The 23,208-nt window shown below is 62.6% G+C and carries 13 protein-coding genes and 1 tRNA gene; 6 read left to right on the forward strand and 8 right to left on the reverse strand.

Annotated elements, in window-relative coordinates; translation table 11 throughout:
* The first annotated feature begins 97 nt into the window (after window positions 1–97).
* Entirely contained in the window at window positions 98–1,342 is a 1,245-nt protein-coding gene (locus OVY48_RS19840; RefSeq protein WP_313924161.1) for a tetratricopeptide repeat protein, read from the forward strand.
* A 15-nt stretch (window positions 1,343–1,357) separates the two neighbouring features.
* Here the strand turns inward: OVY48_RS19840 and OVY48_RS19845 are convergent, their stop codons facing one another.
* Window positions 1,358–1,831 carry an Lrp/AsnC family transcriptional regulator gene (locus tag OVY48_RS19845; protein WP_037473801.1) on the reverse strand — a complete coding sequence of 158 codons (474 nt, stop codon included), beginning with the start codon at window positions 1,829–1,831 and terminating at the stop codon, window positions 1,358–1,360.
* Between the two features lie 182 nt (window positions 1,832–2,013).
* On the opposite strand from OVY48_RS19845, the gene OVY48_RS19850 reads away from it, so the two are divergent.
* The 3 genes from OVY48_RS19850 to OVY48_RS19860 all read left to right on the forward strand — a co-directional run bounded on the left by OVY48_RS19850 (window position 2,014) and on the right by OVY48_RS19860 (window position 4,923).
* The gene (locus tag OVY48_RS19850) at window positions 2,014–3,729 is read left to right on the forward strand and encodes a HAMP domain-containing sensor histidine kinase (RefSeq protein WP_313924162.1); all 1,716 of its coding nucleotides are present in this window, start codon (window positions 2,014–2,016) and stop codon (window positions 3,727–3,729) included.
* Between the two features lie 55 nt (window positions 3,730–3,784).
* Window positions 3,785–4,822, forward strand: coding sequence for a polysaccharide deacetylase family protein (locus OVY48_RS19855; protein ID WP_313924163.1), 1,038 nt, complete (start codon window positions 3,785–3,787; stop codon window positions 4,820–4,822).
* A 25-nt stretch (window positions 4,823–4,847) separates the two neighbouring features.
* Window positions 4,848–4,923 (forward strand) — tRNA-Ile (locus OVY48_RS19860).
* Between the two features lie 137 nt (window positions 4,924–5,060).
* Here the strand turns inward: OVY48_RS19860 and OVY48_RS19865 are convergent.
* The 4 genes from OVY48_RS19865 to OVY48_RS19880 form a co-directional block, all read right to left on the reverse strand.
* Window positions 5,061–6,557, reverse strand: coding sequence for an MFS transporter (locus OVY48_RS19865; RefSeq protein ID WP_313924165.1), 1,497 nt, complete (start codon window positions 6,555–6,557; stop codon window positions 5,061–5,063).
* 147 nt (window positions 6,558–6,704) lie between these two features.
* Window positions 6,705–8,777 (reverse strand): glycoside hydrolase family 97 protein, encoded by a 2,073-nt coding sequence (locus OVY48_RS19870; protein ID WP_313924166.1) that lies wholly within the window; start codon window positions 8,775–8,777, stop codon window positions 6,705–6,707.
* Complete coding sequence (locus OVY48_RS19875; protein WP_313924167.1) at window positions 8,774–10,384, reverse strand: alpha-amylase family glycosyl hydrolase; 1,611 nt, start codon at window positions 10,382–10,384, stop codon at window positions 8,774–8,776. Before OVY48_RS19875 ends, OVY48_RS19870 begins: the two co-directional genes overlap by 4 nt.
* Entirely contained in the window at window positions 10,381–12,240 is a 1,860-nt protein-coding gene (locus OVY48_RS19880) for an alpha-amylase family glycosyl hydrolase (RefSeq protein WP_313924168.1), read from the reverse strand. Before OVY48_RS19880 ends, OVY48_RS19875 begins: the two co-directional genes overlap by 4 nt.
* Window positions 12,241–12,387: 147 nt before the next feature.
* On the opposite strand from OVY48_RS19880, the gene OVY48_RS19885 reads away from it, so the two are divergent.
* A complete protein-coding gene (locus OVY48_RS19885; RefSeq protein ID WP_069066739.1) occupies window positions 12,388–13,410 on the forward strand; it encodes a LacI family DNA-binding transcriptional regulator in 1,023 nt (340 codons plus the stop codon).
* Between the two features lie 368 nt (window positions 13,411–13,778).
* Here OVY48_RS19885 and OVY48_RS19890 read toward each other — a convergent pair whose 3' ends face one another.
* On the reverse strand, window positions 13,779–16,556 hold the full coding sequence (locus tag OVY48_RS19890; RefSeq protein ID WP_313924169.1) for a TonB-dependent receptor: 2,778 nt from the start codon (window positions 16,554–16,556) through the stop codon (window positions 13,779–13,781).
* A 340-nt stretch (window positions 16,557–16,896) separates the two neighbouring features.
* Between OVY48_RS19890 and OVY48_RS19895 the strand changes: the two genes are divergently transcribed.
* Entirely contained in the window at window positions 16,897–19,209 is a 2,313-nt protein-coding gene (locus tag OVY48_RS19895) for a glycoside hydrolase family 127 protein (protein WP_313924170.1), read from the forward strand.
* 53 nt (window positions 19,210–19,262) lie between these two features.
* Here OVY48_RS19895 and OVY48_RS19900 read toward each other — a convergent pair whose 3' ends face one another.
* Together OVY48_RS19900 and OVY48_RS19905 are read right to left on the reverse strand one after the other, a co-directional pair.
* Window positions 19,263–20,531: an aminotransferase class V-fold PLP-dependent enzyme gene (locus OVY48_RS19900; protein WP_313924171.1), complete on the reverse strand. Its 1,269-nt coding sequence runs from the start codon at window positions 20,529–20,531 to the stop codon at window positions 19,263–19,265.
* Window positions 20,532–20,548: 17 nt separating this feature from the next.
* Complete coding sequence (locus OVY48_RS19905; RefSeq protein ID WP_313924172.1) at window positions 20,549–22,924, reverse strand: TonB-dependent receptor; 2,376 nt, start codon at window positions 22,922–22,924, stop codon at window positions 20,549–20,551.
* Between the last annotated feature and the right edge of the window lie 284 nt (window positions 22,925–23,208).

Below are 23,208 nucleotides of genomic sequence, written 5' to 3' on the forward strand. Positions count from 1 at the left end.
CCATCTCTTGGGGTGGCGCGCCGATCCGGCTTGATGCATAGACGGGATTGAGGCCGGGGATCATCCCGGCAGTGCATGTGGGGAGGCCTGTAAGGCCATGCGGCGATTGACTATTTTGACCTCCGGCCTGTCGGTGGCCCTGACGGCTACCCTGTTGGCCGCAGCACCTGCCATGGCGAAAAAGAAGCTGGTTGTGGCAGGGCCGCCCATCACCATGTCCGACACGTTTCGCGCCGCGTTGCAATCGGCTGATGCCGCCGTCAAGGCGCGCGATGTGAGCACCGCCAGCGCGCGCATCGGTGCGCTGGTCCCGACCAATGATTTCGAGTCCTATGCGACGGCCAGCTTGCGCTATCAGTTGGCAGTGATGCGGGCGGATGTTCAGGCGCAACGCATCGCGTTGACCGATCTGTTCAAGACCAGCGCCTTGCCTGCAACGGCTGCCCCGCGTTTGCGCTTTGTCGCCGCCTATCTGTCCTATCAGGTCGGCAATTATGACGATGCCACCGCCCAACTCGATTACGCCAATACGCTCGGCTATGCCGGGGTCGATGCCACCATGTTGCGCGCCGACATAGCGCTGCGCCGGAACAAGCCCAAGGATGCGCGTCGTTTCGTGCAGGAGGCTATCGCCCAGCAGCGCGCGTCGGGGCAGCCCGTTCCGATCGCCTGGACGGACCGCGCCTTGTCGATGGCCTATCAAGCGCGCGATTGGGCCGAAGTGGGCCAACTCTATCGCGATCGTCTGGGGCAGGCGGGCGACAAGGAAGAATGGCGCTCGGCGCTGACCAATTATCTGGCGGCCGGTGACGTCGAGCCGCAATTGCAGTTGGACCTCTATCGTCTGCAAGCCGCAAATGGCGCTATGGCGAGCGAGCGGGATTATCAGTCCTATGCGCAATTGGCCGAAAAGGCGGGCTATTATGCCGAAGCCAAGGCAATCATCGAGGCGGGGCGCAAGGGCGGCAAGCTGACGCCGACACAGGCAACCACCAGCAAGTTGCTGACCAGCGTCACGCCCAAGGCGACCAAGGAAATCGCTGGCCTGCCCGTGCTGGCCAAGAAAGCCGCCAGCGCGTCTAGCGGCAAGGATGCAGCCTCACTCGCCGACAGCTATTTCGCGCTGGGCCAATATCCCCAGGCGGTCGAACATTATCGGATCGCGCTCACCAAAGGCGGCGTCGATGCCGGGCGCATCAACGCGCGGCTGGGCGTTGCGCTTGCCCGTTCGGGCGATCTGCCGGGCGCGGAGGCCGCGCTTGGACAGGCGACCGGGGATTGGGCGAGTGTCGCCGGATTCTGGCTGGTATGGGTGGAGCAGCAGAGCCGCAAAGCGGCGTGATCGCGCGCTGCCGGGTCAGACCGGCAGCGGCACCCCCGGCAGATTCTTCGACGTGCGAATGGTCAACGACGTCTTGACGCTCACGACATTGGGCGCGGGCGTCAGTTTCGATGTCAGAAATTGCTGGAAGCTCTGCAAATCCTTGGCAACGACCTTCAGGATGAAGTCGATCTCGCCATTCAGCATATGGCATTCGCGGACTTCGGGCAGCAAGGCGATATGGTCCTGAAACGCCATCAGGTCGGCCTCGGCCTGGCTCTTGAGGCTGACCATGGCGAACACGGTGATGGTGTAGCCCAGCATGCCGGGATCGACCACCGCATGATAGGAGGTGATGGCCCCGGCTTCCTCCAGCGCGCGGACGCGGCGCAGGCATGGCGGGGCAGTCAAGCCCACTTTGCGCGCCAGTTCCACATTGGTCATCCTGCCATCCTCCTGCAGCTCTCCAAGGATCTGCAAGTCGATGTCGTCGATATTCGGCCCGGCCATTATTGTGCTTATTTCCTGTCTTGTTCGATGCACCCATCATAATAATGTTTCAGAGCAATGCAATTGTCCCACTATGCGACGATCCTTTTTGATCACGCCACGCCCCCGTCCTTTCCCTTGCGGCCATGAACGCCTAACGATAGGTCGAATGGACCGCGCGGCGCGGCTGATGAGGATTTTCGGTGCGTTTTAACGATCTCATGCAAACAGTGCTGGCGGCGGATGACCGTGCGGGACTGGGTGCGGTGACATCCTGGCGCCAATGTGTCGACCTGATGGCGCAGCATGATCGTGCCGACCGTGTGCCCATGGCGGCATCGGATCGGGACATGTTGCTCGACCGCCTGGAAGGGCTGCGCCCTGCCATATCCGAAACGCAGCGGATCGCGACGGTCGTGGAACTTGGGCGACGGCTCCGGTCCGCCAGCCTGGTCGTATTCTTTGCCAAGGACCGTCCCGCGATTGCGGCAGCGGCGATGGCGCGGGCGCAATTGCCCGATGCGACCTGGGCGGAACTGCTACCCCGGCTGACACCGACCGCGCGTGGGGTCTTGCGCGGACGCCGGGATGTCGGCCCGCTGGCGCGCAAGGCGCTGGAAGCCTTCGGCTCGGTTGATCTGGTGCTGACCACCGAACGGCAGGATATGGTCGGCGAGGCCGATATGCTGCTGACACAAGAGATGGCGGCGGAACCGGTTGCGCCGCAGCCATCGGCGGTCGTCACGCCGCTGCGTCCACCCGCGCAGGATCAGGACCAGATCCGCAATCTGGTCGATCGGATCGCCCATTTCACCAGCACGCGCCGACCCATCGGCGTCGCCTCCGCACCCGAAGACGCCCATGCCATCGAAGCGCCGCGCCAATTCGCGTTTGAAACCGACGCATCGGGCATTCTGCTATGGGTCGACCAAGGTCCACGCGCCGCGCTGATCGGGCTGTCGCTGGGCGATGTGGCGCTGGATGGCGGAAGTGGGCCGGACGGTCATGTCGCGGGGGCCTTCGCCCGGCGTAGCGGTTTTCAAAATGGCCGCTTCACCATCGTTGGTGGACGGATGGACGGCGAATGGCGTTTGTCCGCTACCCCCTTTTTCGATCCGCGTTCCGGCCGTTTTCAGGGCTATCGCGGACAGGCGCGGCGGCCGTATCTGCATGAAGTCGCGGCCCAGCCCGAACAGGCCGCCATCAGCGGTCTGTCCTCCGATTCCCTGCGGCAGTTGGTCCACGAATTGCGCACGCCCCTGAACGCGATCCTGGGCTTTGCCGAGATTATCGAGCAGGAATTATTCGGCGCGGCCGGGGTCGAATATCGCGATATGGCGGGCAAGATCGCCGTCGATGCGCGGCATTTGCTGGCCGCATTCGACGATTTGGACCTTGCCGCCCGCGTGTCGCGTGGCGATGGTTCGAGCGCGCCTGAACTGATGGACCCCGATCAGCTGGTGACCCAGATCGCGGCCCGGTTCGATGATCAGGCGATAGCGGGTGGGTCGGCCATCGACATCGCTATTGCCCCCGCCTTGCCGCACGTGCGGATAGACCCGGTGCAGGGTGAACGCATGGTGCAGCATCTGTTACGCACGCTGATTTCCGTCGCGCCCGCGGGGGAAACGGTGACAGGTGCCTGCTGGTTTCAGCCGGATGGCGGCCCCGGGCGCGTGGTGCTGGCGATCGATCGCCCGTCGAGCCTGACCGGGCTGGATGAAGGGCAGTTGCTCGATCCCGGCTATGGGGCCGATGGCGATTGGGCCGACGGCCCGCTGCTGGGCCTGGGCTTTTCCCTGCGGTTGATCCGCAGTCTGGCCGCAAGTTGCAACGGCAGCCTGGACATCGAACCGGGTCGGCTGCTGCTGGCGATTCCGGCCGCGACGATGGCCGACGATGCGGCCGACCTCGGCTGAACAATCAGGGCAGGGGGAAACCCTATGGCAACCATTGGCTGGTAAAGCGAAGGGCATGAACGCTCATCCCTTCGACGGTAACCTGCTGGATTCACCGCAACCCCAGGACCGGATTGCACTGGCGCCGGATTTTGGCACGCGCTTCATGCTGTTTGTCGATACCGAAGAGGAATTCGACTGGAACGCGCCGTTCAGCCGGACGGGCCATGGCGTCACGGCATTGGCCGGCATGGCGCGGGGCCAAGGCTATTTTGCGGACGCTGGGGTGAAGCCCGTCTATGTCACCGACTATCCAGTGGTCGATTGCGATGCGGCGGCGGCGATGATGGGCCAATGGGCGAGCGACGGTGCGGCCGACATCGGCGCGCATCTTCATCCCTGGGTCAATCCGCCGCATGTCGAGGAGGTGACGGCCGCCAACAGCTATGCGGGCTCGCTCCCCGAAGCAGTGGAACTGGCCAAGCTGGAAGCGCTCTGCCGCCGAATCGAACAGCGATTCGGACAGCGACCGATCGTTTATCGGGCCGGGCGCTATGGCGTCGGCCCGAACAGTGCGCGCCTGTTGGAAGCGGCGGGGTTTCGGCTCGACAGTTCGGTACGCAGCCGGTTCGATTATAGCGGGCAGCATGGCCCGGACTTTCGTGGGATGCCTTTGACCCCCTATTGGGCGGGGCCGAACCGGACATTGGTGGAATTGCCGCTTTCCACCGCCTTTGTCGGGCTGCTGCGCGGGGCAGGGGAACGGCTGTATCGTGCGGCCCAGACGATGGGGCCATTGGCGGGCGCGATGGCGCGGGCGCGATTGCTGAGCCGCGTGCCGCTGACGCCGGAAGGGGTGTCCGCGCAGGAGGCGATCATGGCCATCGACGCCTTGATGGAAGAAGGCGTGCCATTGCTCAATTTCAGCTTTCACTCGCCCACGCTGGAGCCGGGGCACACCCCCTATGTGCGCGACGAGGCGGATCGGACTGCCTTTTACCGGTGGTGGGACGCCGTGTTGAACCATCTGGCGCATCGCGGGGTTCGCCCGGCGAGCCTGAATCAATTGCTGGCTGCTATTCCGATGCGCGCAGAGGCTTGCCAAGCCGCCTGATGCTGCCTAATCCCGCGTTCAGGTGGGGCCTGTAGCTCAACGGTTAGAGCTGGCCGCTCATAACGGCTAGGTTGCGGGTTCGATTCCTGCCGGGCCCACCAAATCTTCAAACAGATAGGATGCGCTGACAATTTCTTGTAAAGACAAGGGGTTGGCTTTTATTTTGGCTTGGACCGCGTGCGAGGCGCATCAGCGTTTTCGGACGTTAGCGGCAAGCATCATCATGGAATCTCTCCGTCTAGCGGCAGCGTAGCGTTGCCACCGACGCCAACAGCATCACACCGGCGGCGAATGCCATGGTCCAGATGGGTTCGGTCGGAAAGGCGTGGCGCATGATGGTGCCCATGACGGTGGCGACCAGAAGTTGCGGGATGACGACGAAGGCGTTGAACAGACCCATGTAGATGCCAAGCTTCGCCTGCGGCACGCTGGACGCGAGCATGGCATAGGGCATGGCGAGGGTCGATGCCCAGGCGATGCCGATCGCGACTTCCGAGAGCAGCAGCAGTTGCGCGTCGCGCAGGAACAGGAAGGACAAGAAGCCCAGTGCGCCCAGCATCAGCGCGATGGCATGGGTGTTCGCCTGACCGATGCGGCGGGCGAGCGGCTGGAGCAGGAAGGGGGCGGCGAGAGCGGCGACGCCATTATAGGTGGCGAACAATATGCCGACCCAGTTGGCCCCGGCATTATAGGCGGAGCTGGCGGGATCGGCCGATCCGAACATATATTGGGCGACGACCGGCGTGGTATAGATCCACATGATGAACAGCGCGGACCAGGTGAAGAATTGGACGAGCGCCAGTTTCTTCATCAGCGGCGGCATGGCCGCGAAATCGCCGACGACATGGCTGAGCAGATTGTCGTTGCGACCCTGGCCATGGAGCCAGCGGGCGACGAGGCGCGCGACGCCATAAGCGGCCAGCAACGCGCCGAGCAGATAGAGTTCCTTTTCCAGCGACCAGGTCCACACGATCGCCAATATGGCGACGCCTGTCGCGATCCAGCCTGCTCCACCGGCAGGCATGGCGCGGGTTGCCGGTGCGAGGCCTGAGGCGTCGTCATCGGCCCGCGCGAAGCGTGCCATCTGGTCAGGCGCATATTCGCGTGTCGTCAGCACGGTCCATAGCACCGCCAGGAACAGCGCCGCCCCGCCGATATAGAAGCTGATCCGTACCGTGTCGGGCACGCCCAGCCCGACGGCGACATTGGCGACACCCATCTGGTCAAGCATCCAGGGGGTGGCCGACCCGATCACGGCGCCCGCGCCGATGAAGGCGGTTTGCAGGGCATAGCCGGCCATATGCTGATCCTTGTCCAGCATGTCGCCGACAAAGGCACGGAACGGCTCCATCGAGATGTTCAACGAAGCGTCGAGTATCCAGAGCATCATCGCCGCCGCCAGCAGACCGGGGGCATTGGGCATCCCGATCAGCGCCGCCGCCGCGAACAGCGCGCCGACAAAGAAATAGGGGCGGCGACGACCAAACCGGCACCAGGTCCGGTCGCTATAATGGCCGATGATCGGCTGAACCAACAGGCCGGTCAGGGGCGCAGCGATCCACAGCAACGCCAGATCATCCAGGCTTTCGCCCAGCGACTGGAAGATGCGGCTCATATTGGCGTTCTGAAGGGCGAAGCCGATCTGGATGCCGAAGAAGCCGAAGCTGATATTCCACAGTCCCGCAAAACCCTGTCGGGGGCGGGTTACCTGTGTGCTGTCATTTTGCCCGTCCATCCCGCATCCGCCCCTTAACTTCGCATATTTCCCGGCAATTTCGATATTTTATTGCCCGTTTCTGATCCTATCGGAAAGTCGGACGTCGATGTAGGCCGCGGTTGGCAGCATAGAGCGCGCGCGGCCTGTAGGACAGGAAATAGGATGTCAGCGCCGGCGTGGTTTGCCGCCCGCCACGAAACGAATTGCCTGACCGCCACCGGGCGCCAGCGCGATCGTCAGCCGGTCGCCCTTCCTGACCGTCTTCTTCTCGATCACGATCGCGTGGCGCGCGTCGGTGCGATAATCCGCGCCTGGTCCGTCACGGTAGATTTCCGCGACATAGCTGCGCCCGGCATCCAGAAAATCGAGCGTCACCTGGCTCGCGCGGGCTTCTTCGTCGCCAACCGCACCCAGATACCAGTCATCGCCGCCCTTTTCCTTGCGTGCGATCGTGACATAGTCGCCGACTTCGCCGTTCAGGACGCGGGTGTCGGACCAGTCGGTCGGCACATCCTTGATGAATTGGAAGGGGCCGGGATATTTCGCGTAATTTTCCGGCGTATCGGCGGCCATCACGACCGGCGAATACAAGACCACATAGAGGGCGAGTTGCTTGGCGATCGTCGATTGGATCGTGCTGCCTTCCGACCCGGAGAGGCTGAGGACGCCGGGCGTGAAATCCATCGGGCCGCCGAGCATCTGGGTGAAGGCCAGATTGGCTTCATGTTCCGGCGGGTTCTTGCCACCGACCCAGGCATTATATTCCATGCCCCGTCCGCCTTCGCGCGACACCCAATTGGGGTAGGTGCGACGCAGGCCGGTGTCCTTGACCGGTTCGTGGCTGTCGATGCTGACCTTATATTTGGCGGCGGCCTGCACCACGCGCAGATAGTGGTTCACCATCCACTGGCCCTCATGCCATTCGCGATGTCGGGTGCCATCGGCATCGACGCGCTCGATCTGCCCGGCATCGGTGACATAGCCGGTCTTGACCACCTGTTCGCCATGGTCGGCCGCCCATTTGAAGGCGCTGTCGAGTTGCGCGTCATAATGGCTGGCCGATCCGCCGGTTTCATGATGGCCGATCAGCGTGACGCCCTTCGATCTGGCATAGGCCGCCAGCGCATCCGCGTCGAAATCCTCGGTCGGTTGGGAGAAATTCATGGCATTGCCATTGCCGAACCAGTTGCCGTCCCAGCCGACATTCCATCCCTCGACCAGCACGGCGGGGATGCCGCTGGCGGCGGCAAAGTCGATATAGCGGCGGACATTGGCCGTGGTCGCGCCATGTTTGGGACCGCGCGCCCAGCTCCATTCGCCCTTGATCATGTTCCACCACACGCCCACGAACTTGCCCGGCTTGATCCAGCCCGACACGTCGCCCAGCTTGTTGGGCTCGTTCAAGTTCAGGATCATGTGGTTCATGTAGAGGCCCGCCGCATCGTCGGCGATCGCGATGGTGCGCCAGGGCGTCGAGAAACCCGCATCACGCGAGACTTTGGCGGTGCCAGCGCCCGGCGTCAGGGCGGCGCGGAACATGTTGCCCTGCACCCGCGCCAGGTTCATTGCGCTATAGTCGACCAATGCCGCTTCATGCAGCGCGACATGGGTGCCGCTGGCGAGCTTTACCGTCATGACGGTCTGCGCCGTGCCGACCGCATCGAGCGGCGTCTTGTCGTAGAGATATTCTTCGCGGTTCCATTCAAAGGCGGGCTTCCACCAGGCGGTGCCGGGCTGAGCGAAGGCGAACTGGGTCAGTTCCTCGGCGATATTGGCATGGTGCAGATTGGGCTGGTCGGGAAGGGTATAGCGGAAGGCTACGCCATCGTCGAACAGGCGGAAGGTCACATCCATTTCGCGCTGAAGGTCGGTTTTCTCGCGGAAGGCGAGACGGATTTCGCTGTGATTGTCGCGGATGGTCGACCATTCGCCCCAGGGCTGCGTCCAGCTCGTGTCGCGCCGGTCGCGCTTCGTGTCGGCCAGCGTCAGGTTGCGCTCGATCTTGGGCGCGTCGGTGAGCATGAAGCCAAGGCGGCTGTCGGTGATCAGCGGCTGGCCGTCGCGCTGCACGGCGTAGCTGGGGCGGCCCTCGCCATCGAGGCTGACGGTCAGGGTGATGCGACCATCGGGCGAGGCGGCCTTGGCGACGACATCGGCGCGTGCGGCAATCGGGGCCAGCGACAGGGCGAAAAGCGGGATGGCCAAAATGCGGAGGGTGGGCGCAGTCAGTCGCGTCATGCTATATGTCCTTGATAGTGGGCGACGAGGGCAGAGGCGGCGGGGAAGTGCCACGCCATGGCGCCCCCGCATGTCAGCATCGGCTGCCAGCGTTCCGCATCGTGCGGGGTCCAACTGACCGGCTGATCGCCAAGGTTGAAGATGCAGAGCAGCTGTTCGCCGCCATGGCTGCGTTCGAAGGCGAGCAGGTCACCGGGCATCTCCCGAAAATCCACCGTGCCGGCGCGCAGGGCAGGATAGGCTTTGCGCAAGGCCAGCACCTGACGAGTCCAGTGCAGCAGGGAGGCGGCGTCCGCCTCCTGCCGGTCGACGGCGAGCGGGCGATGCGCTTCCCCGATCGGTAGCCAGGGTTTGGCGTCGGAGAAACCGAGATAGGGCGCATCGGCGATCCACGGCATCGGCGTGCGGGCGCCGTCGCGGGACAGGGTGAGTGGCCAATTGGCGATGGCTTCGGGGTCTTGCAGATCCTCGAACGCGATATTGACCTGCGACAGGCCCAATTCCTCGCCATAATAGAGGAAGATATTGCCGCGCAGGCAAGCGAGCAGCAGCATCTTCATCCGGCAATAGGCTTGCGGGTCATGATCCTTGGCCCAGCGCGATACGGCGCGGGGAGCATCGTGATTTTCAAAGGCCCAGCTCGGCCAGCCGATCCCCTGTTCCGCCGGCCATTTTTGCAGCGCGCTTTTCATCAATTCGCTCGTCAGGGCAGGGGCATAGAGGAAGTCGAAGCCATAGGCGGTGTTGAGGCGCTGGTCGCCCTGGGTAAAGGCCTTCATCTCCCGGTCGCTGTCCGCGCCGCCGACTTCGGCGACGGTAAAGCGATCAGGATATGCGTCGAACACGCTGCGCACTTTCTCCAGGAACAGCGGGATGTTCGGGTGGCTCTGATTATAGGTTTTGAGCTGGAAATCGAACGGGCGGGTGCGCAGGCAGCCATCGTCGGGGGCGGGCGGATTATCGCGCAGCTCTGGATCGTGCATCGAATGGTTGATCGCGTCGATGCGAAAGCCATCGACGCCCCGGTCGAGCCAGAAGCGGATGATGTCGAACACGGCTGCCTGCACGTCCGGGTGGTGCAGGTGCAATTGCGGCTGTTCGCGCAGGAAGCTGTGCATATAATATTGGCCGCGCCGCGCGTCCCAGGTCCAGGCGGGGCCGCCGAAGACGGACTGCCAATTATTGGGCGGCGATCCGTCCGGCTTGGCATCGGCCCAGACATACCAGTCGGCCTTGGCATTGTTGCGGCTGGCGCGGCTTTCGACGAACCAGCCATGCTGATCCGACGTATGCGCCCAGACCTGATCGACAATGACGCGCAGGCCCAGCGCATGGGCACGGGCGACCAGCGCATCGAAATCGGCGAGCGTGCCGAAAATCGGATCGACATCGCGATAGTCCGACACGTCATAGCCGAAGTCGCGCATCGGGCTTTTGAAGAAGGGCGACAGCCAGATCGCATCGACCCCCAGTGACGCGACATAAGGCAGGCGGGCGGTAATGCCGTTGAGGTCGCCAATACCGTCGCCATTGGAGTCGGCGAAGCTGCGCGGATAGATTTGGTAGATGGCGGCACCGCGCCACCATGGTTCAGGCATGTCGGTCATTCAGGGGACTTTGCAGATGGCGAAGACGGCGCGCGAACGGCGCACAGGCTGTAGCCGAGCGGGGGGAGGGTGACGGCCAGGCTGCCGGGGGCAGCAGCCCGGCCAGCGCAGGGCGCGCCCGCCAGCGTGGCGAAAGCGTCCGAGCGGACATCGACCTGGACATGGGTCTGGATCGGCGCGGTCGATGTGTTGAAGGCGATCAGATATTCAGCGCCGGTGTCGGGATCGAAGCGGGAGAGGGCGAACAGGCCGGGTTCTTCCGACCGGGCGCGTACCACTTGGCTGCCCCGGCGCAGGGCAGGGTGGGCGGTGCGCAAGCGGGCGAGCGCGGCGATGGTGCGATAGAGGCTGTGCGTGGGATCGAAGCGGGGCGTTGCGGTCGTCGCGTCCGTGCCGACGAGGCGGTTGTCGTTGTAGATGGCGACCTTGCTGCCGAACATATCCTCGCGCGCGTCCTGATCGCCGCCGTCACCGGACAATCCCTGTTCATCGCCATAATAGAGCGTCGGTGCGCCGCGCAGCGTCAGCATCATGGCGTGGCCGAGCGTGACGCGGTCCAGCACTTCCTGTTCGCTGGCGGCGGGAAAGGCGCGGCGGACGAAGGTGGCGAAGCGGCCATTGTCATGATTGCTGATGAAGGTCGGCAGTTGCCGCGCGGTGGCTTCACCCTGGACATAGAGGGCATCGCCCTGGAGCATCTTTTCCCACAGGGCGGTTGCGCCCTTGCCCGCGACGGTCTGGATCGCGACCTGATGGAAGGCGAAGTCGAGGACCGAGGGAAAGCCGCCCTCGCGCGTGTGCCAGGCAAGTGGGCCTGACAGGATATCGCTTTCCGACACTTCGCCGAAGATGTGGAAATTGGGGATGCCCTTGGCTTTTGCGCGGGCCTGCATGGCGGGCACGAAGGCCTGCCAGAAATGCGGGTCGACATGGCGGGCGGTATCGACGCGGAAACCATCGACGCCGAAACGGTCGATCCAGGCGCCGAATATCTCGATCATCCCCGCGATGACGCGCGGATTTTCGGTCATGAGGTCGTCCAGCCCGACAAAGTCGCCCATCGTCGCGCTTTCGCCGCGATAGGTGGTTTCGCCCCTGTTGTGATAGAGGGTGACGTCGTTCAGCCAGGCTGGCGTCTTGGCCTGTTCCTCGCCCTTGGGGATATAGGGCGTATAGGCGTAGGACGGATCGGTCAGCTGGGCGAAATTGTCCGCGCGATGGTCATCATCGCTGGTGAAGCCGGGATTGATCGGCTGGCCATTGACGCCGCCGCGCCGCTGATAGGGATAGTCCGCGCGCGAGCGGTAGGTGCAGGCGGAAACGGCGCATTCGCGATATTGGATGACGTCGGCGGTGTGGTTGGCGATGATGTCCATATAGACTTTCATGCCCCGCCCGTGTGCGGCCTCCACCAGGGCCGCGAAATCGGCGTCGGTGCCGAAATGCGGATCGACATGGGTGAAGTCGGTGATCCAATAGCCGTGATAGCCCGCGCTTTCCTGGCCCTTGGCGCCCTGCACCGGCTTGTTGCGGAAGATGGGGCCGACCCAGATGGCGGTCGCGCCCAGCCCCTGAATATAGTCTAGCCGTCGGGTGACGCCTTTGAGGTCGCCGCCATGGAAAAAGCCCTTGGCCGTGGGGTCATAGCCATGGGTCAGCCGGTCGCCGCCAAAGTCGCCCTTGTCATTGCGCGGATCGACATTGTCGAAGCGGTCGGGCAGGACGAAATAGATGATTTCATCCTCCGGCAGGCGGGCGCGAAAATCTGCGGGAGCGGGGGGCGCGGCGGGTGCTGACAGGGCGGGGGTGGCCAGCGCCATCAGCGCGGCAAACAGCATGGGATTGCGCTTTCGCATTCCTCTTCCTCCTCTGGTCCGCACTGGCCTGATCGCCACGGTCTTATGCCCCCTTCTTAGTCGGCCTTTGTCGGTGCGGCCAAGGATGCGACATACGTATTCAAAGCCCGGCTTTCCAAGCGTGCCGGAGCGGCGTAGGATCAGGCAATGGCCGTCAATGAGAAAATCACGTCGTTCGACATCGCGACATTGGCCGGTGTTTCCCAGCCGACCGTATCGCGCGCGCTGCGCGGCGACCCCACGGTCAGCGAGGGGACGCGCAAGCGGATCGAGGCGATCGCCCGCCAGCTCAACTATGCGGTGGACAAAAATGCATCATCGCTGCGCCGGGGAAAGAGCAATACGCTGGCGCTGCTGTTCTTCGAGGATCTGCTGCCCGACGAAAGCTGGATCAATCCCTTCTTCCTGTCGATGCTGGGGCCGATCCTGCAAACCTGCGCCAAGCGGGGCTATGACCTGCTGACATCCTTTCAGCAATTATCGACCGACTGGCATGTCGATTATGAAGATAGCCGCAAGGCCGACGGCATCATCCTGCTCGGCTATGGCAATTACGAGATTTATCGCGTTCGGCTGGAACAGCTGGTGGCACAGGGGACGCATTTCGTCCGCTGGGGTTCGGTCGATGACCATGCGTTGGGCATGACCATCGGTTGCGACAATCGGCAGGGTGGGCGCGATGCGGGTCGGCACCTGATCGAACGCGGACGCCGCTCGATTGCCTTTCTGGGCGATGCGTCCAACCGCTATCCCGAATTTCGCGATCGCTATGCGGGGCTGACCGAAGCGATGGTGGAGGCCGGCCTGCCGGTCGATCCGGGGCTGCATGTCGATGCCCTGTCGATCGAACATTCCGGCCATGAGGCGGCGCGCCGCCTGATCGCGCGCGGCATTCCGTTCGATGCTATTTTCGCCGGGTCGGACCTGATCGCGATCGGCGCGATGCGCGCGCTGGAGGAGGCGGGGATGACGGTGCCGAACGATGTGGCGATGATCGGTTTCGACGATATTCCCGCGGTCAGCCTGACGCGCCCGCCACTGACCACGGTTGCGCAGGATTATCTGCTTGCGGGCGAAGTGCTGGTCGATGCGCTGATCGCCCAGATCAAGGGCAAGCCGGTGACGCCGACGCTGTTGGCGCCACGGTTGGTCAGCCGGATGACCGCCTGATCGCGTTTCACACGGTCCCGCAGCCCGAACGGTGGAAATCGGCAATGTTTCAAAAAAAGGGACCGCCCTCTCCTGAAAGAAGCGGCGGTCCCGGCACTGCCTGCGTGCAGTCAGGCAGATCAGAGTGTTATCCTCGCCTGCCGGGGAGGATTTGAGAAGCGTTAGAGCATGATGACTTTAAGTCGCATCACTCCGTTCGCCCTGAGTAGGGGCTGAGCTTGTCGAAGGCCCGTATCGAAGGGTCGGCTGCGCTTATATCCTTCGATACGCCATTTCGACTTCGCTCAATGCCTGTCCTGAGCGCCTGCCTTGGCAGGCAGTCGAAGGGGCTACTCAGGACGAACGGTTCTGAGTAAAGTCATCACGCTCTAGAATTTGTAGGTGAGGCCCAGATAATAATCGCGGCCATAGCGTTGATAGTCGATGACCTGGCGCGGATCGTCATTCTGGTAGGTGACGAAGGGCTGGTCGGTCAGGTTCTTGCCCTGGAGCAGGATCGACAGGCCGGTGAGCGGACCCGACTGAAATTCATAGCCGATCTGTGCGTCCAATATGCCTTCCGCCTTGGCCGTGCGGAAGGTGGGGGCTGCCGACAGGCCAGCGACTTCGCCCAGGAAGGATGAGCGGTAGCGATAGCTGACTCGTGCCTGGAAGCCGCTGCGTTCAAAATAGGCGGTGCCGCTGGCGACCCATTTGGACAGGCCTGGCAGGGTCACGGTCGCGCCGGGATTGCTGCCATATTTGACTTCGCTGTGGGTGTAGGAGCCGCTGGCGAAGAGGCCGAAACCATCAAGGGTCTCGGTGAACAGCTTGAAGGGCAGCGATGCGGTGGCTTCCGCGCCGATGATCGTGCCTTTGCCGTTGTTGGCGGGTGCCTTCAACAAGCCGATGGCGCCGCCATTGGCGATGATTTCGTTGCGAATATCCGCAGGCAAGGCGGGCAGAAGCGACGAGAAGTCATAAGCGATATTGTTGTTGGGATCGACGAAATCCGTCAGATTCTTGAAATAGCCCGACAGCGAGACATAGCCGCCATTGCGGAAATAGCGTTCCACCGATAGGTCGATATTGGTCGATTGATAGGGACGCAAATTGGTGTTGCCGCCGTTTGAGCTGAACGGGCTGTTGAACGGGTCGGAACCCAGGCCGATTTTCGAGGGATCGAAGCTGAATTCCTGGTTCACCCGCTCCTGGTCGAGGCGCGGGCGGACCATGGCCTGCGCGGCGCCCAGTTTGATGAAGAAACCGGGTTCCAGCTCGACCGACATCTGCGCGCTCGGCAGGAAGTCGGTATAGCTGGTCTTGCCCGAAGCAGGCACCACCGTAACCACGCCATTGGCGAAGCTGGAAATAGTGCCGACCGAGCGCTGCCTGGAATGGATCACCTGCGCGCCGAACGCGCCCTTGAGCGGCTTGCCGCCCAGTTCGCCGTCCATCGTCATCTTGGCATAGCCCGTGAACACATCTTCCTTCACGAAGTTATCGCGCACGAGCGATTGCGGGCGGTTATCATATACCGCGTCGAGGACATTATTGTAGAGATAGAGCAGATCAAGCGTCAACATCGCCGGAACGCCCAGATAGCCGAGCGAGACGTTGGAGCCGAGCAGCGCTTCGCTGGGAACGGGGGCTGAACCGGGGGTGCCGCCCGCGATGGTGCAATCAGTGCCGCCCGTCGGACACAGGAAATAGCTGGTGAAGGCACTGGTTTTCTTGCGACGGCTGTAATTGCCGCCGACTTCCCAGTTGCTGAAGATGCTGCCTTCAATCTCGCCCGTCAGGTTCGTGCGGAACGAGCGTAGATCGTCGATGAATTTGGGCTGGTTCAGGAAGCCCGCCTGCACCACGGCGGTCGTGCCATTATAACCCCAGCCATTGGGATCGGTCAGGCTGATGATGCTGGTGTCGGTATAGTCGATGGTCGGCACGATCTGAAACAGGCCGTTGGACTGGCGATCGACGCGCACCGTGTCGGGCACGCCCGACCGCAGATAGCCGGTGCCCGAATAGGTTTCGAGCAGGAAGTCGGTGCGCTTGGCGCGCGACCAGCTGGCATCGACGTTCAAGTAAAGCCTGTCGTTCAGGCGAAACTGGTTGTTCCAGCCCAGCGAGATGGTGTCGGCGGTGCGCTTGTTATAATCATTGCGCTGCACGCCATAGACGTTGCTGAAGGTCGCGCCGGTGACGAAGCCATCTTCCACCGTCACATCGCTGACGCCGACATTGGTGCCCCAGACCAGCGGAAATTCGATGCCGCGCAGGCGCTGTTCTTCCTCAAAATGCGAATAGAGGACGTCGAAGGTCGAATGGAAATTGTCGCTCGGCTGCCATTCCAGCGTGGCGACGGCGCCATAGCGCTTCAACAGGTTGGATTGGACATAGGGTTTGGCGCCGCCGATGATCAGGTTGTTGTCGGCATCAGTCGGATAGCCCCAGGCGTTGAAGCGCTCATTTTGCGACGGGGTGTGCGAGGCGGAAAAGCCGATGGCAAGGCCCAGCGTATCGTCGGCATATTGATCGACATAAGTGGCCGACGCGCGATAGCCATAGCGTTCGCCATCCGGGTTCAGCTTGTCGAGGCCGTTCATCTGGCCACGCAGGGCAACGGCGATGATGCGGTCATTCTTGTCGAGCGGGCGGAGCATCCGCAGGTCGACCGTGCCGGAAATGCCGGCCGCGATCAGGGCTGCGTCGGAACTTTTGTAGACATTGACGTTCTGGAAGAATTCGGACGGATATTGATCATATTCCACGCCGCGATTGTCGCCGACGGTCACCTGTTCGCGCCCGTTGAGCAGGGTGGTGGAAAAGTCGGGGCCAAGGCCACGGATCGACAGGCGCTGGTCGCGCCCTTCGAGACGCTGGGCGGTGACACCCGGCAGGCGGGCGAGCGAGTCCGCGATCGACACGTCGGGCAGCTTGCCGACATCTTCGGCCGTGATGGAATCGACGATCAGCACCGAATCGCGCTTCATCTTGGCGGCGGAGGCCAGCGATGCGCGGATGCCGGTGACGACGATGGCATCGACGGGTTGGTCGGCGGCGGCGGCCGTATCGTTCGTTTGCGCGGATGCGATCGACGTTACGGAAAGCGAAACGCCCGCCATCAAAGCCGCGCGCAGAACAGAACCATATATAGTGTGCATTACAGAAACACCCTCCCCAAGACGCCTGTGACGGCGCTTCTTGCCGCTTTCGCGGGTCTGAAAGGATATTAGTCCTGCAATGCCCGACCTGCACAGCATCCCACATACGTATTCAGCGGATTGGGCGGTATTGGACCTGTAGCTTGGCAATTCCTCAGTTTGAATTGGGCGTTGGCTCGCAGGGAAACAGATAGCTCATGTGCTGGGGTGGGCGACTCTCAGCATCGATAGCCACATCCAAATCACCATGCACCGCATCAGAATGATCGCGGCTTGATGGCATTTACTCATACAAAAAGAGGAGATAGGGTCGGCCCAACGACTGGATCAGGAGAGTGATATGGATTGGACGCGCCGCGCTATGTTGGGGGCAGGGGTTGCGCTCGGCACGATGCCGTCCTTTGCCTGGGCGGCGCGTGGCGCATCATCCGGGGCGACGCCCTTTCCCTTGTCGCAAGTGCGCTTGAAGCCGTCGATTTTCCTGACGTCGGTACAGGCGAAGCAGCGCTATCTTCTGTCGCTCGATGCCGACCGGTTGCTGCATAATTTCCATGCCGGGGCAGGACTGCCGACCAAAGGCGATGTTTATGGCGGATGGGAGTCGCGCGGCATCGCCGGGCACTCGCTCGGCCATTATCTGAGCGCGCTGTCGTTGATCTATGCGCAGACGGGCGATGCGCCGTTTCGCGACCGCGCTGCCTATATCGTGCGCGAACTCAAGGCGATCCAGGCGAAGCAGGGCGACGGCTATGCGGGCGGCACTACGGTCGAGCGCGACGGCAAGACGGTCGATGGCAAGATCGTCTATGAGGAACTGCGCAAGAGCGACATCCGATCGACCGGGTTCAGCCTGAACGAAGGATGGGTGCCGCTTTACACCTATCATAAGGTCATCGCCGGTGCGCTGGATGCGCATCACCATGCGGGGATCAAGGATGGCCTGTCCGTGGCGATCGGCCTTGGCGATTATCTCGGTACGATCGTGGAAGGACTAAGCGATGCCCAGGTGCAGGATATTCTCCGCACCGAGCATGGCGGGCTGACCGAATCCTATGCCGAATTGTATAAGCGCACGGGCAATCGCCGCTGGCTGACCCTGTCCGAACGGATGCGGCATCATGCGATTGTCGACCCGCTCCTGGCCGGGCGCGACGAACTGGCGGGCAAGCATGCCAATACGCAGATCCCCAAGATCGTCGGCGAAGCGCGGCTGCATGAGCTGACCGGCAATGCCGACCAGGCGAAGGTTGCGCAGTTCTTCTGGGCCACCGTCACCAACGATCACAGCTATGTCATCGGCGGTAATTCGGATCATGAGCATTTTGGCCTGCCGCGGCAACTGGCCCAGCGGCTTGACCAGCAGACGTGCGAGGCGTGCAACAGCTATAATATGCTGCGCCTGACACGGCATTTGTACGGGTGGAACGGCGACGCGCGCTATTTCGATTTCTACGAGCGGTCGCACCTCAATCACATCATGAGCCAGCAAGACCCCAAGACGGGCATGTTCACCTATTTCACGGGCTTGGCATCGGGGATGGCGCGCGTCCATTCGAACCCGACCGAGGATTTCTGGTGCTGCGTCGGGTCGGGCATGGAAAGCCATTCCAAACATGGCGAGAGCATCTATTGGAAGCGCGACGACGCGATCGCGATCAACCTCTATTATGCTTCGACGTTGAATGCGCCCGACGCGCAACTCGACATGGATACCGCCTTTCCGCTGGACGACAAGGTGCGGATCGCGGTGACGAAAGCACCGAAAAAGCTGGCGCTGCGCGTGCCCGGCTGGTGCGCTACCCCTGTGTTGCAGGTGAATGGCAAGACGGCGGGGGTCCGCGAAGACGGCTATCTGATGCTGACGGGCTTGAAGGCGGGTGACCAGATTATATTGTCGCTGCCCATGTCCGTGCGGGTCGAAGCGATGCCCGACGATGCCAAGCTGATTGCTTTCCTGAGTGGCCCCTTGGTGCTGGCGGGCGACATGGGGCCGCGCGAACGGTCGTGGGAGGGCGTGGACCCTGCCCTCGTCACCGACCAGAGCGTGCCGGCCCTGGTGACGGCGGGCGGCCTGCACCAATATCGTTTGGGCGAACAGGGAAAGCCCGGTGACCTGACGTTACGGCCCTTCTTTGCGCAGCATGACAACCGCACGGCCGTCTATTTCCGCCGCTTCGATACTGCCGAATGGCAGACCGAACGGGTGGCGTGGGAGAGCACAGCCAAGGCGCGGGCGGACCTGGCCGCGCGCACGATCGACGTCATCCGCCTGGGCGAACAACAGCCGGAGGTCGATCACGGCTTTGCCGACAGTGGCGGATCGGAGGCGGTTTCGCACGTCGCCGACCGCAGCCGGATCGTGAACAAGGGCTTTTTCGAGTTCGACCTGGCGGTCGCACCTGGGCCGCTGGCGCTGCAAATCACCTATAGCGGTGGCCAGCGCGACAAGGATTTCCGCATCCTGGTGGATGGCAAGCAGTTGGCGCGCGAACGGCTGACAGGCGCGGTAACGTCCGCCCGCAATGTCCAGACTTATGCGCTGCCCGCCGACACGGCGCGGGGGCAGTCGAAGATCCGGGTCCGCTTTGAGGCCGATGCCTGGCAAGGGGTGGAAGTCTACTCCGCCAGCACGATACGCGCGCAGGTAACGTAAGGACGGACCTCCGGCTCTCGGAGCATTTGGTAATGGTCGACTTTGCGTCGGGATTAAAGCGATGCGCCGATCGACCGGAGCGCGCGGACCAGGGCATCGATGTCGTCGGCGCTGTTGAACAGGGCGGGGGTTATGCGCACGCAGGCACCGCGCGCTGGGCCGTTGCGCTGCACGGAGAAGATGCGATGCTCGTCGAGCAGGCGTTTGGCGATCGCGGCATTGGCGCTGGCGCTCGTGTGGCCGGTGTAGCGGAAAGAGGTTATTCCACCGTGCAGGCGCGGGTCGGCGGGCGTCAAAATTTCCAGCCCGGACGTACCCCGTAGGGTTTCGGCCCAGCGATCGCGCAAATACTGCAACCGGGCGGCGCGAGCGGGACCGCCAATTGCGTCCTGAAAATCGAGGGCGGCAGGCACGGTGAGTTGCGCCGCGAAATCCACGGTGCCGGTGTGGACGCGCGCATAGGCGTTGGCCGCGAAAGGGGGCGCATTGCCGATGTCGGGATCGATCAGGTCGATCTTGGCCTTGCGGATGTAGAGGACGCCAACGCCAAGCGGGGCGCCCCACCATTTATGGAGGTTGAAGCCGATGAAATCGGCATCAAGGTCAGGCAGTGAAAAGTCGATCTGGCCCCAGCTGTGTGCCGCGTCAACGATGGCATCGACGCCCCGCGCGCGGGCCATGGCGACGATCTCCCGCACCGGGATGACGAGGCCAGTGCGATGGCTGAGATGGGTCAGCAGGATGAGCCGAACGCGGGGATTGGCCTTGAGCGCCTGCTCATAGCTGTCGATCAACCCCTGATGCGTCGCCGGTTCGGGCAGGTCGATGCGGAGGACATCGACATTGCGGCTCTGTTTCAAGGATTCGAAACAGGCCTGCATGCTGTCATAATCCAGATCGGCATAAAGTACGGCATCGCCAGGCCGCAGCCGATTATAACCGCCGATCAGGCTTTTGAGCGCTTCGGTCGCATTGCGGGTGAAGGCGATTTCGGCAGGATCGACCTGCATCTTGGCCGCGACGCGATCGCGCACGGCGATCAGGTCGGGCGTCAGGCCGCGCCTGGCATAATAGCTGGTGGCGCGATTGACCTGCCGGACCTTGGCTTCATAGGCTTCCAGCACAGGGCGGGCCATCATGCCCCAATTGCCGTTTTCTAGCTGGATGATGTCAGGCACCACATCATAATGCACTGCGATCTTGGCCCAATGGCTTTCGTCATCGGGCCGGGCGGCCACCGCCGCTGGCAAGGCGGCGTCGATCCGTCCTGCCAGCGGGGCTGCCGCCGTTGCCATCATCATCTGCCTGCGACTGATATCCATCGGGGCATGCTATCCGATCAGAAGGTTACGCCCAAGCGAACATAATATTGGCCGCCATCGGTGTCGAAGGGGGCATTGCGCGAGTAGATGAGGCCGCGCACTGCCTGGTTGGTGGCTTCGTCCGGATAGGTGTCGAAGATATTTTCCGCACCCGCCCGGACGGTGATGTTGTCGGTCAGTTGCGCGCTGGCCGACAGGTCGAACAGCGTCATGGCACCGAAACGCTGGAAGATGTCGCCGGTCGCATTGCCGCTGACGTCGGTCCATTTCCCATAATAGCGGGCGCGCGCCTGCAACCCGAACCGGCCGATCGTATAGCCGAGCGACGCCGTGCCATTATGTTTGGGCAACCGTTCTTCGAAGATGATCCGCTGGGTTTCGTTGGCAATCGCGGCGGAGGTGCCACTCGTCACCTTGGTCTGGTTGTAATTATAGGCGAGGCTGAGGTCTGCCTTGCCCGGTCCCACTTGCTGGGCATAGGCCAGCACGACATCGATGCCGCGGGTGCGGGTGTCGAAGTCGTTGGTGAAATAGGTGACGGCGGTGAACCGCTGCGGATTGGGCAGGGTGGCGGGCACGGTGAAGGAGCGTGACTGGCCGAACCGGTCGCGCAGCTTGATCTGATAGAGATCGATGCTGCCGCTCAGGCCGAACGCGGACTGGAACGTCAGGCCAGCGGTGATGGTGCGCGACTTTTCCGGGGTGAGTGGCTGGGCACCGAGCGCGATGGCGATCGGGTCATTGGGGGACAGGCGGCCCGTGTTGAAAATCTGGAGCGTTCGCGTGTCGAGACCCTGGGTGGTGTTGACGGCGTTGAGCTGCGCCGGGGTCGGCGCGCGGAAGCCGGTGGAATAGGTGCCGCGTACCGCGACGCCCTTGACCGGCTCCAGGCGCGCCGAGAGCTTGTAGTTGAACGTGTCGCCAAAGGCCGAGAAATCCTCATAGCGGCCCGCTGCGCCGAGCGTCAGCGCCTCGACCGGGTGGACTTCCAGGTCCAGATAGCCGGCATAGCTGGTCTGCGACCATTCACCTGAACTTAGCGGATTGAAGCCAGGGAAGCCGTTGCTGTTGGGGGCAAGGCCGGTAGCCGCACCTGGCCCGATGGCGTAGGAGGCTGGGTCACCGGGACGGATGCCGTAGGTTTCCTTGCGGCGTTCCGCGCCGAATGCGATGTTGGCAGGTTCGGCTAGTCCCAAGGGCAGGCGATAGACGAAATCGGCGTTCAGGTTGAATTCGCTTTGGCGCAAACGGCCGAGATAGAAGCTCGTTGGGCTAAGCGGTCCCAACGAAGCGTTCAGCGATTCGGACATGCTATAGTTGATTCTGCTCCGGCCGGACGAGGCGCTCACGTCATAGGTGAACTGATCGCTGATCGCGCCGCGCAGGCCGCCATCGGCCTGGTAATCATCATATTGCGTGGCGAAGCGCGGGGTGAAACCGACGGGATAGACGCTGTTGAAGCTGAAACCGGGGAAGGCCGTGCTGGGATTATAGACGTTGGCGGTGCCGACCGGGTTGCGCCAATTGAAATCGGTCACGCCTTCACCATTACCGACCGTGCCGAAGGCATAGGCGGTGACAGCGTCGGAAAAGTCATAATGGGCGTTGATCGCCCCGCGGACGGAGCGCAGGTCGGGCTGGCCCCAGCGCTGAACCGGGTCGGGCACGGTCAGCGTTGGATTGGCGGCCTGGAACGCAATGGCGTCGGGACGCTGGCGGGTGCGGGAGGTAGCGTCCGATTTCGAAAATTCGCCGGTGAAGACGATGCTGCCGCGATCACCCAAGGCCAGCCCGCCTTGAGCGCCAGTCTGGTAATTGGTGCCATCGCCCTCATAATATTGCGAATATTGGCCGAAGGCTTCCATGCCTGGCTGATCGTCCAGAATGATGTTGACGACACCGGCGATGGCGTCCGACCCATATTGGGCGGATGCGCCGTCGCGCAGCACTTCGATGCGCTTGATCGCCAGATTGGGGATGGTTGCAAGGTCGGCGGACTGCGCGCCGCGGCTGCCCAGCAGAGCGGAACGGTGATAGCGCTTGCCGTTCACCAGCACCAGCGTCTGATCGGCCGAGAGGCCACGGAGTGTCGCGGGGCGGACAAAAGCCTGACCGTCGGCGGCGGGCAAACGCTGGACGTTGAACGATGGCAGGAGTTGCGCCAAAGTATCGGACAGATCGTTGGAAATACTATTATCGATGGACTTTGACGAGAGCACGTCAATGGGCGCCAGCGTATCGAACTTCGTCCGCTTGGCATCACGCGTTCCAGTCACGATGATGGAGTCGCCACTGTCGATATCGGATGCAGCGGGCATATTGTCTTGCGCCACCACGAATGCGCACGCAGAGAATTGCAGCGCGATCATCGCGCTACCGGCCAGAAATTTCATGATGGTCCCCAAAGGCTTGGTCGATATTATGCTATGACCGCGCCTTTAGTATGCGCTGATGACGGTTCTGTGTATCGAACCTGGAATTTCTATCGCGTGGGAGAGGCGGTTGGTACGGGCGGGGGGACTTGAACCCCCATGGGCAAAGCCCGACGGATTTTCTTACCCGCTACGGCTTTCGCCGCCGCCCGGAGGGGCGTTTGTGGTCTGGACTATCCCTTCACCATATCCCGGCAGGCCGGGGTGCAGGTGCTGCCCGTCTAGTCTCTACACCTTCCTGAAAG

Source organism: Sphingobium sp. SA2 (assembly GCF_032227065.1).
In the GTDB taxonomy this organism is placed as follows: Bacteria; Pseudomonadota; Alphaproteobacteria; order Sphingomonadales; family Sphingomonadaceae; genus Sphingobium.

What these genes read in the sequence shown, in the direction of transcription:
- OVY48_RS19875 (WP_313924167.1), bottom strand. Translation starts at nt 10,384, where the DNA reads ATGACCGACATGCCTGAACCATGGTGGCGCGGTGCCGCCATCTACCAA.
- OVY48_RS19890 (WP_313924169.1), bottom strand. Translation starts at nt 16,556, where the DNA reads ATGCACACTATATATGGTTCTGTTCTGCGCGCGGCTTTGATGGCGGGC.
- OVY48_RS19885 (WP_069066739.1), top strand. Translation starts at nt 12,388, where the DNA reads ATGGCCGTCAATGAGAAAATCACGTCGTTCGACATCGCGACATTGGCC.
- OVY48_RS19865 (WP_313924165.1), bottom strand. Translation starts at nt 6,557, where the DNA reads ATGGACGGGCAAAATGACAGCACACAGGTAACCCGCCCCCGACAGGGT.
- OVY48_RS19840 (WP_313924161.1), top strand. Translation starts at nt 98, where the DNA reads ATGCGGCGATTGACTATTTTGACCTCCGGCCTGTCGGTGGCCCTGACG.
- OVY48_RS19855 (WP_313924163.1), top strand. Translation starts at nt 3,785, where the DNA reads ATGAACGCTCATCCCTTCGACGGTAACCTGCTGGATTCACCGCAACCC.
- OVY48_RS19895 (WP_313924170.1), top strand. Translation starts at nt 16,897, where the DNA reads ATGGATTGGACGCGCCGCGCTATGTTGGGGGCAGGGGTTGCGCTCGGC.
- OVY48_RS19905 (WP_313924172.1), bottom strand. Translation starts at nt 22,924, where the DNA reads ATGAAATTTCTGGCCGGTAGCGCGATGATCGCGCTGCAATTCTCTGCG.
- OVY48_RS19880 (WP_313924168.1), bottom strand. Translation starts at nt 12,240, where the DNA reads ATGCGAAAGCGCAATCCCATGCTGTTTGCCGCGCTGATGGCGCTGGCC.
- OVY48_RS19845 (WP_037473801.1), bottom strand. Translation starts at nt 1,831, where the DNA reads ATGGCCGGGCCGAATATCGACGACATCGACTTGCAGATCCTTGGAGAG.
- OVY48_RS19870 (WP_313924166.1), bottom strand. Translation starts at nt 8,777, where the DNA reads ATGACGCGACTGACTGCGCCCACCCTCCGCATTTTGGCCATCCCGCTT.
- OVY48_RS19900 (WP_313924171.1), bottom strand. Translation starts at nt 20,531, where the DNA reads ATGGATATCAGTCGCAGGCAGATGATGATGGCAACGGCGGCAGCCCCG.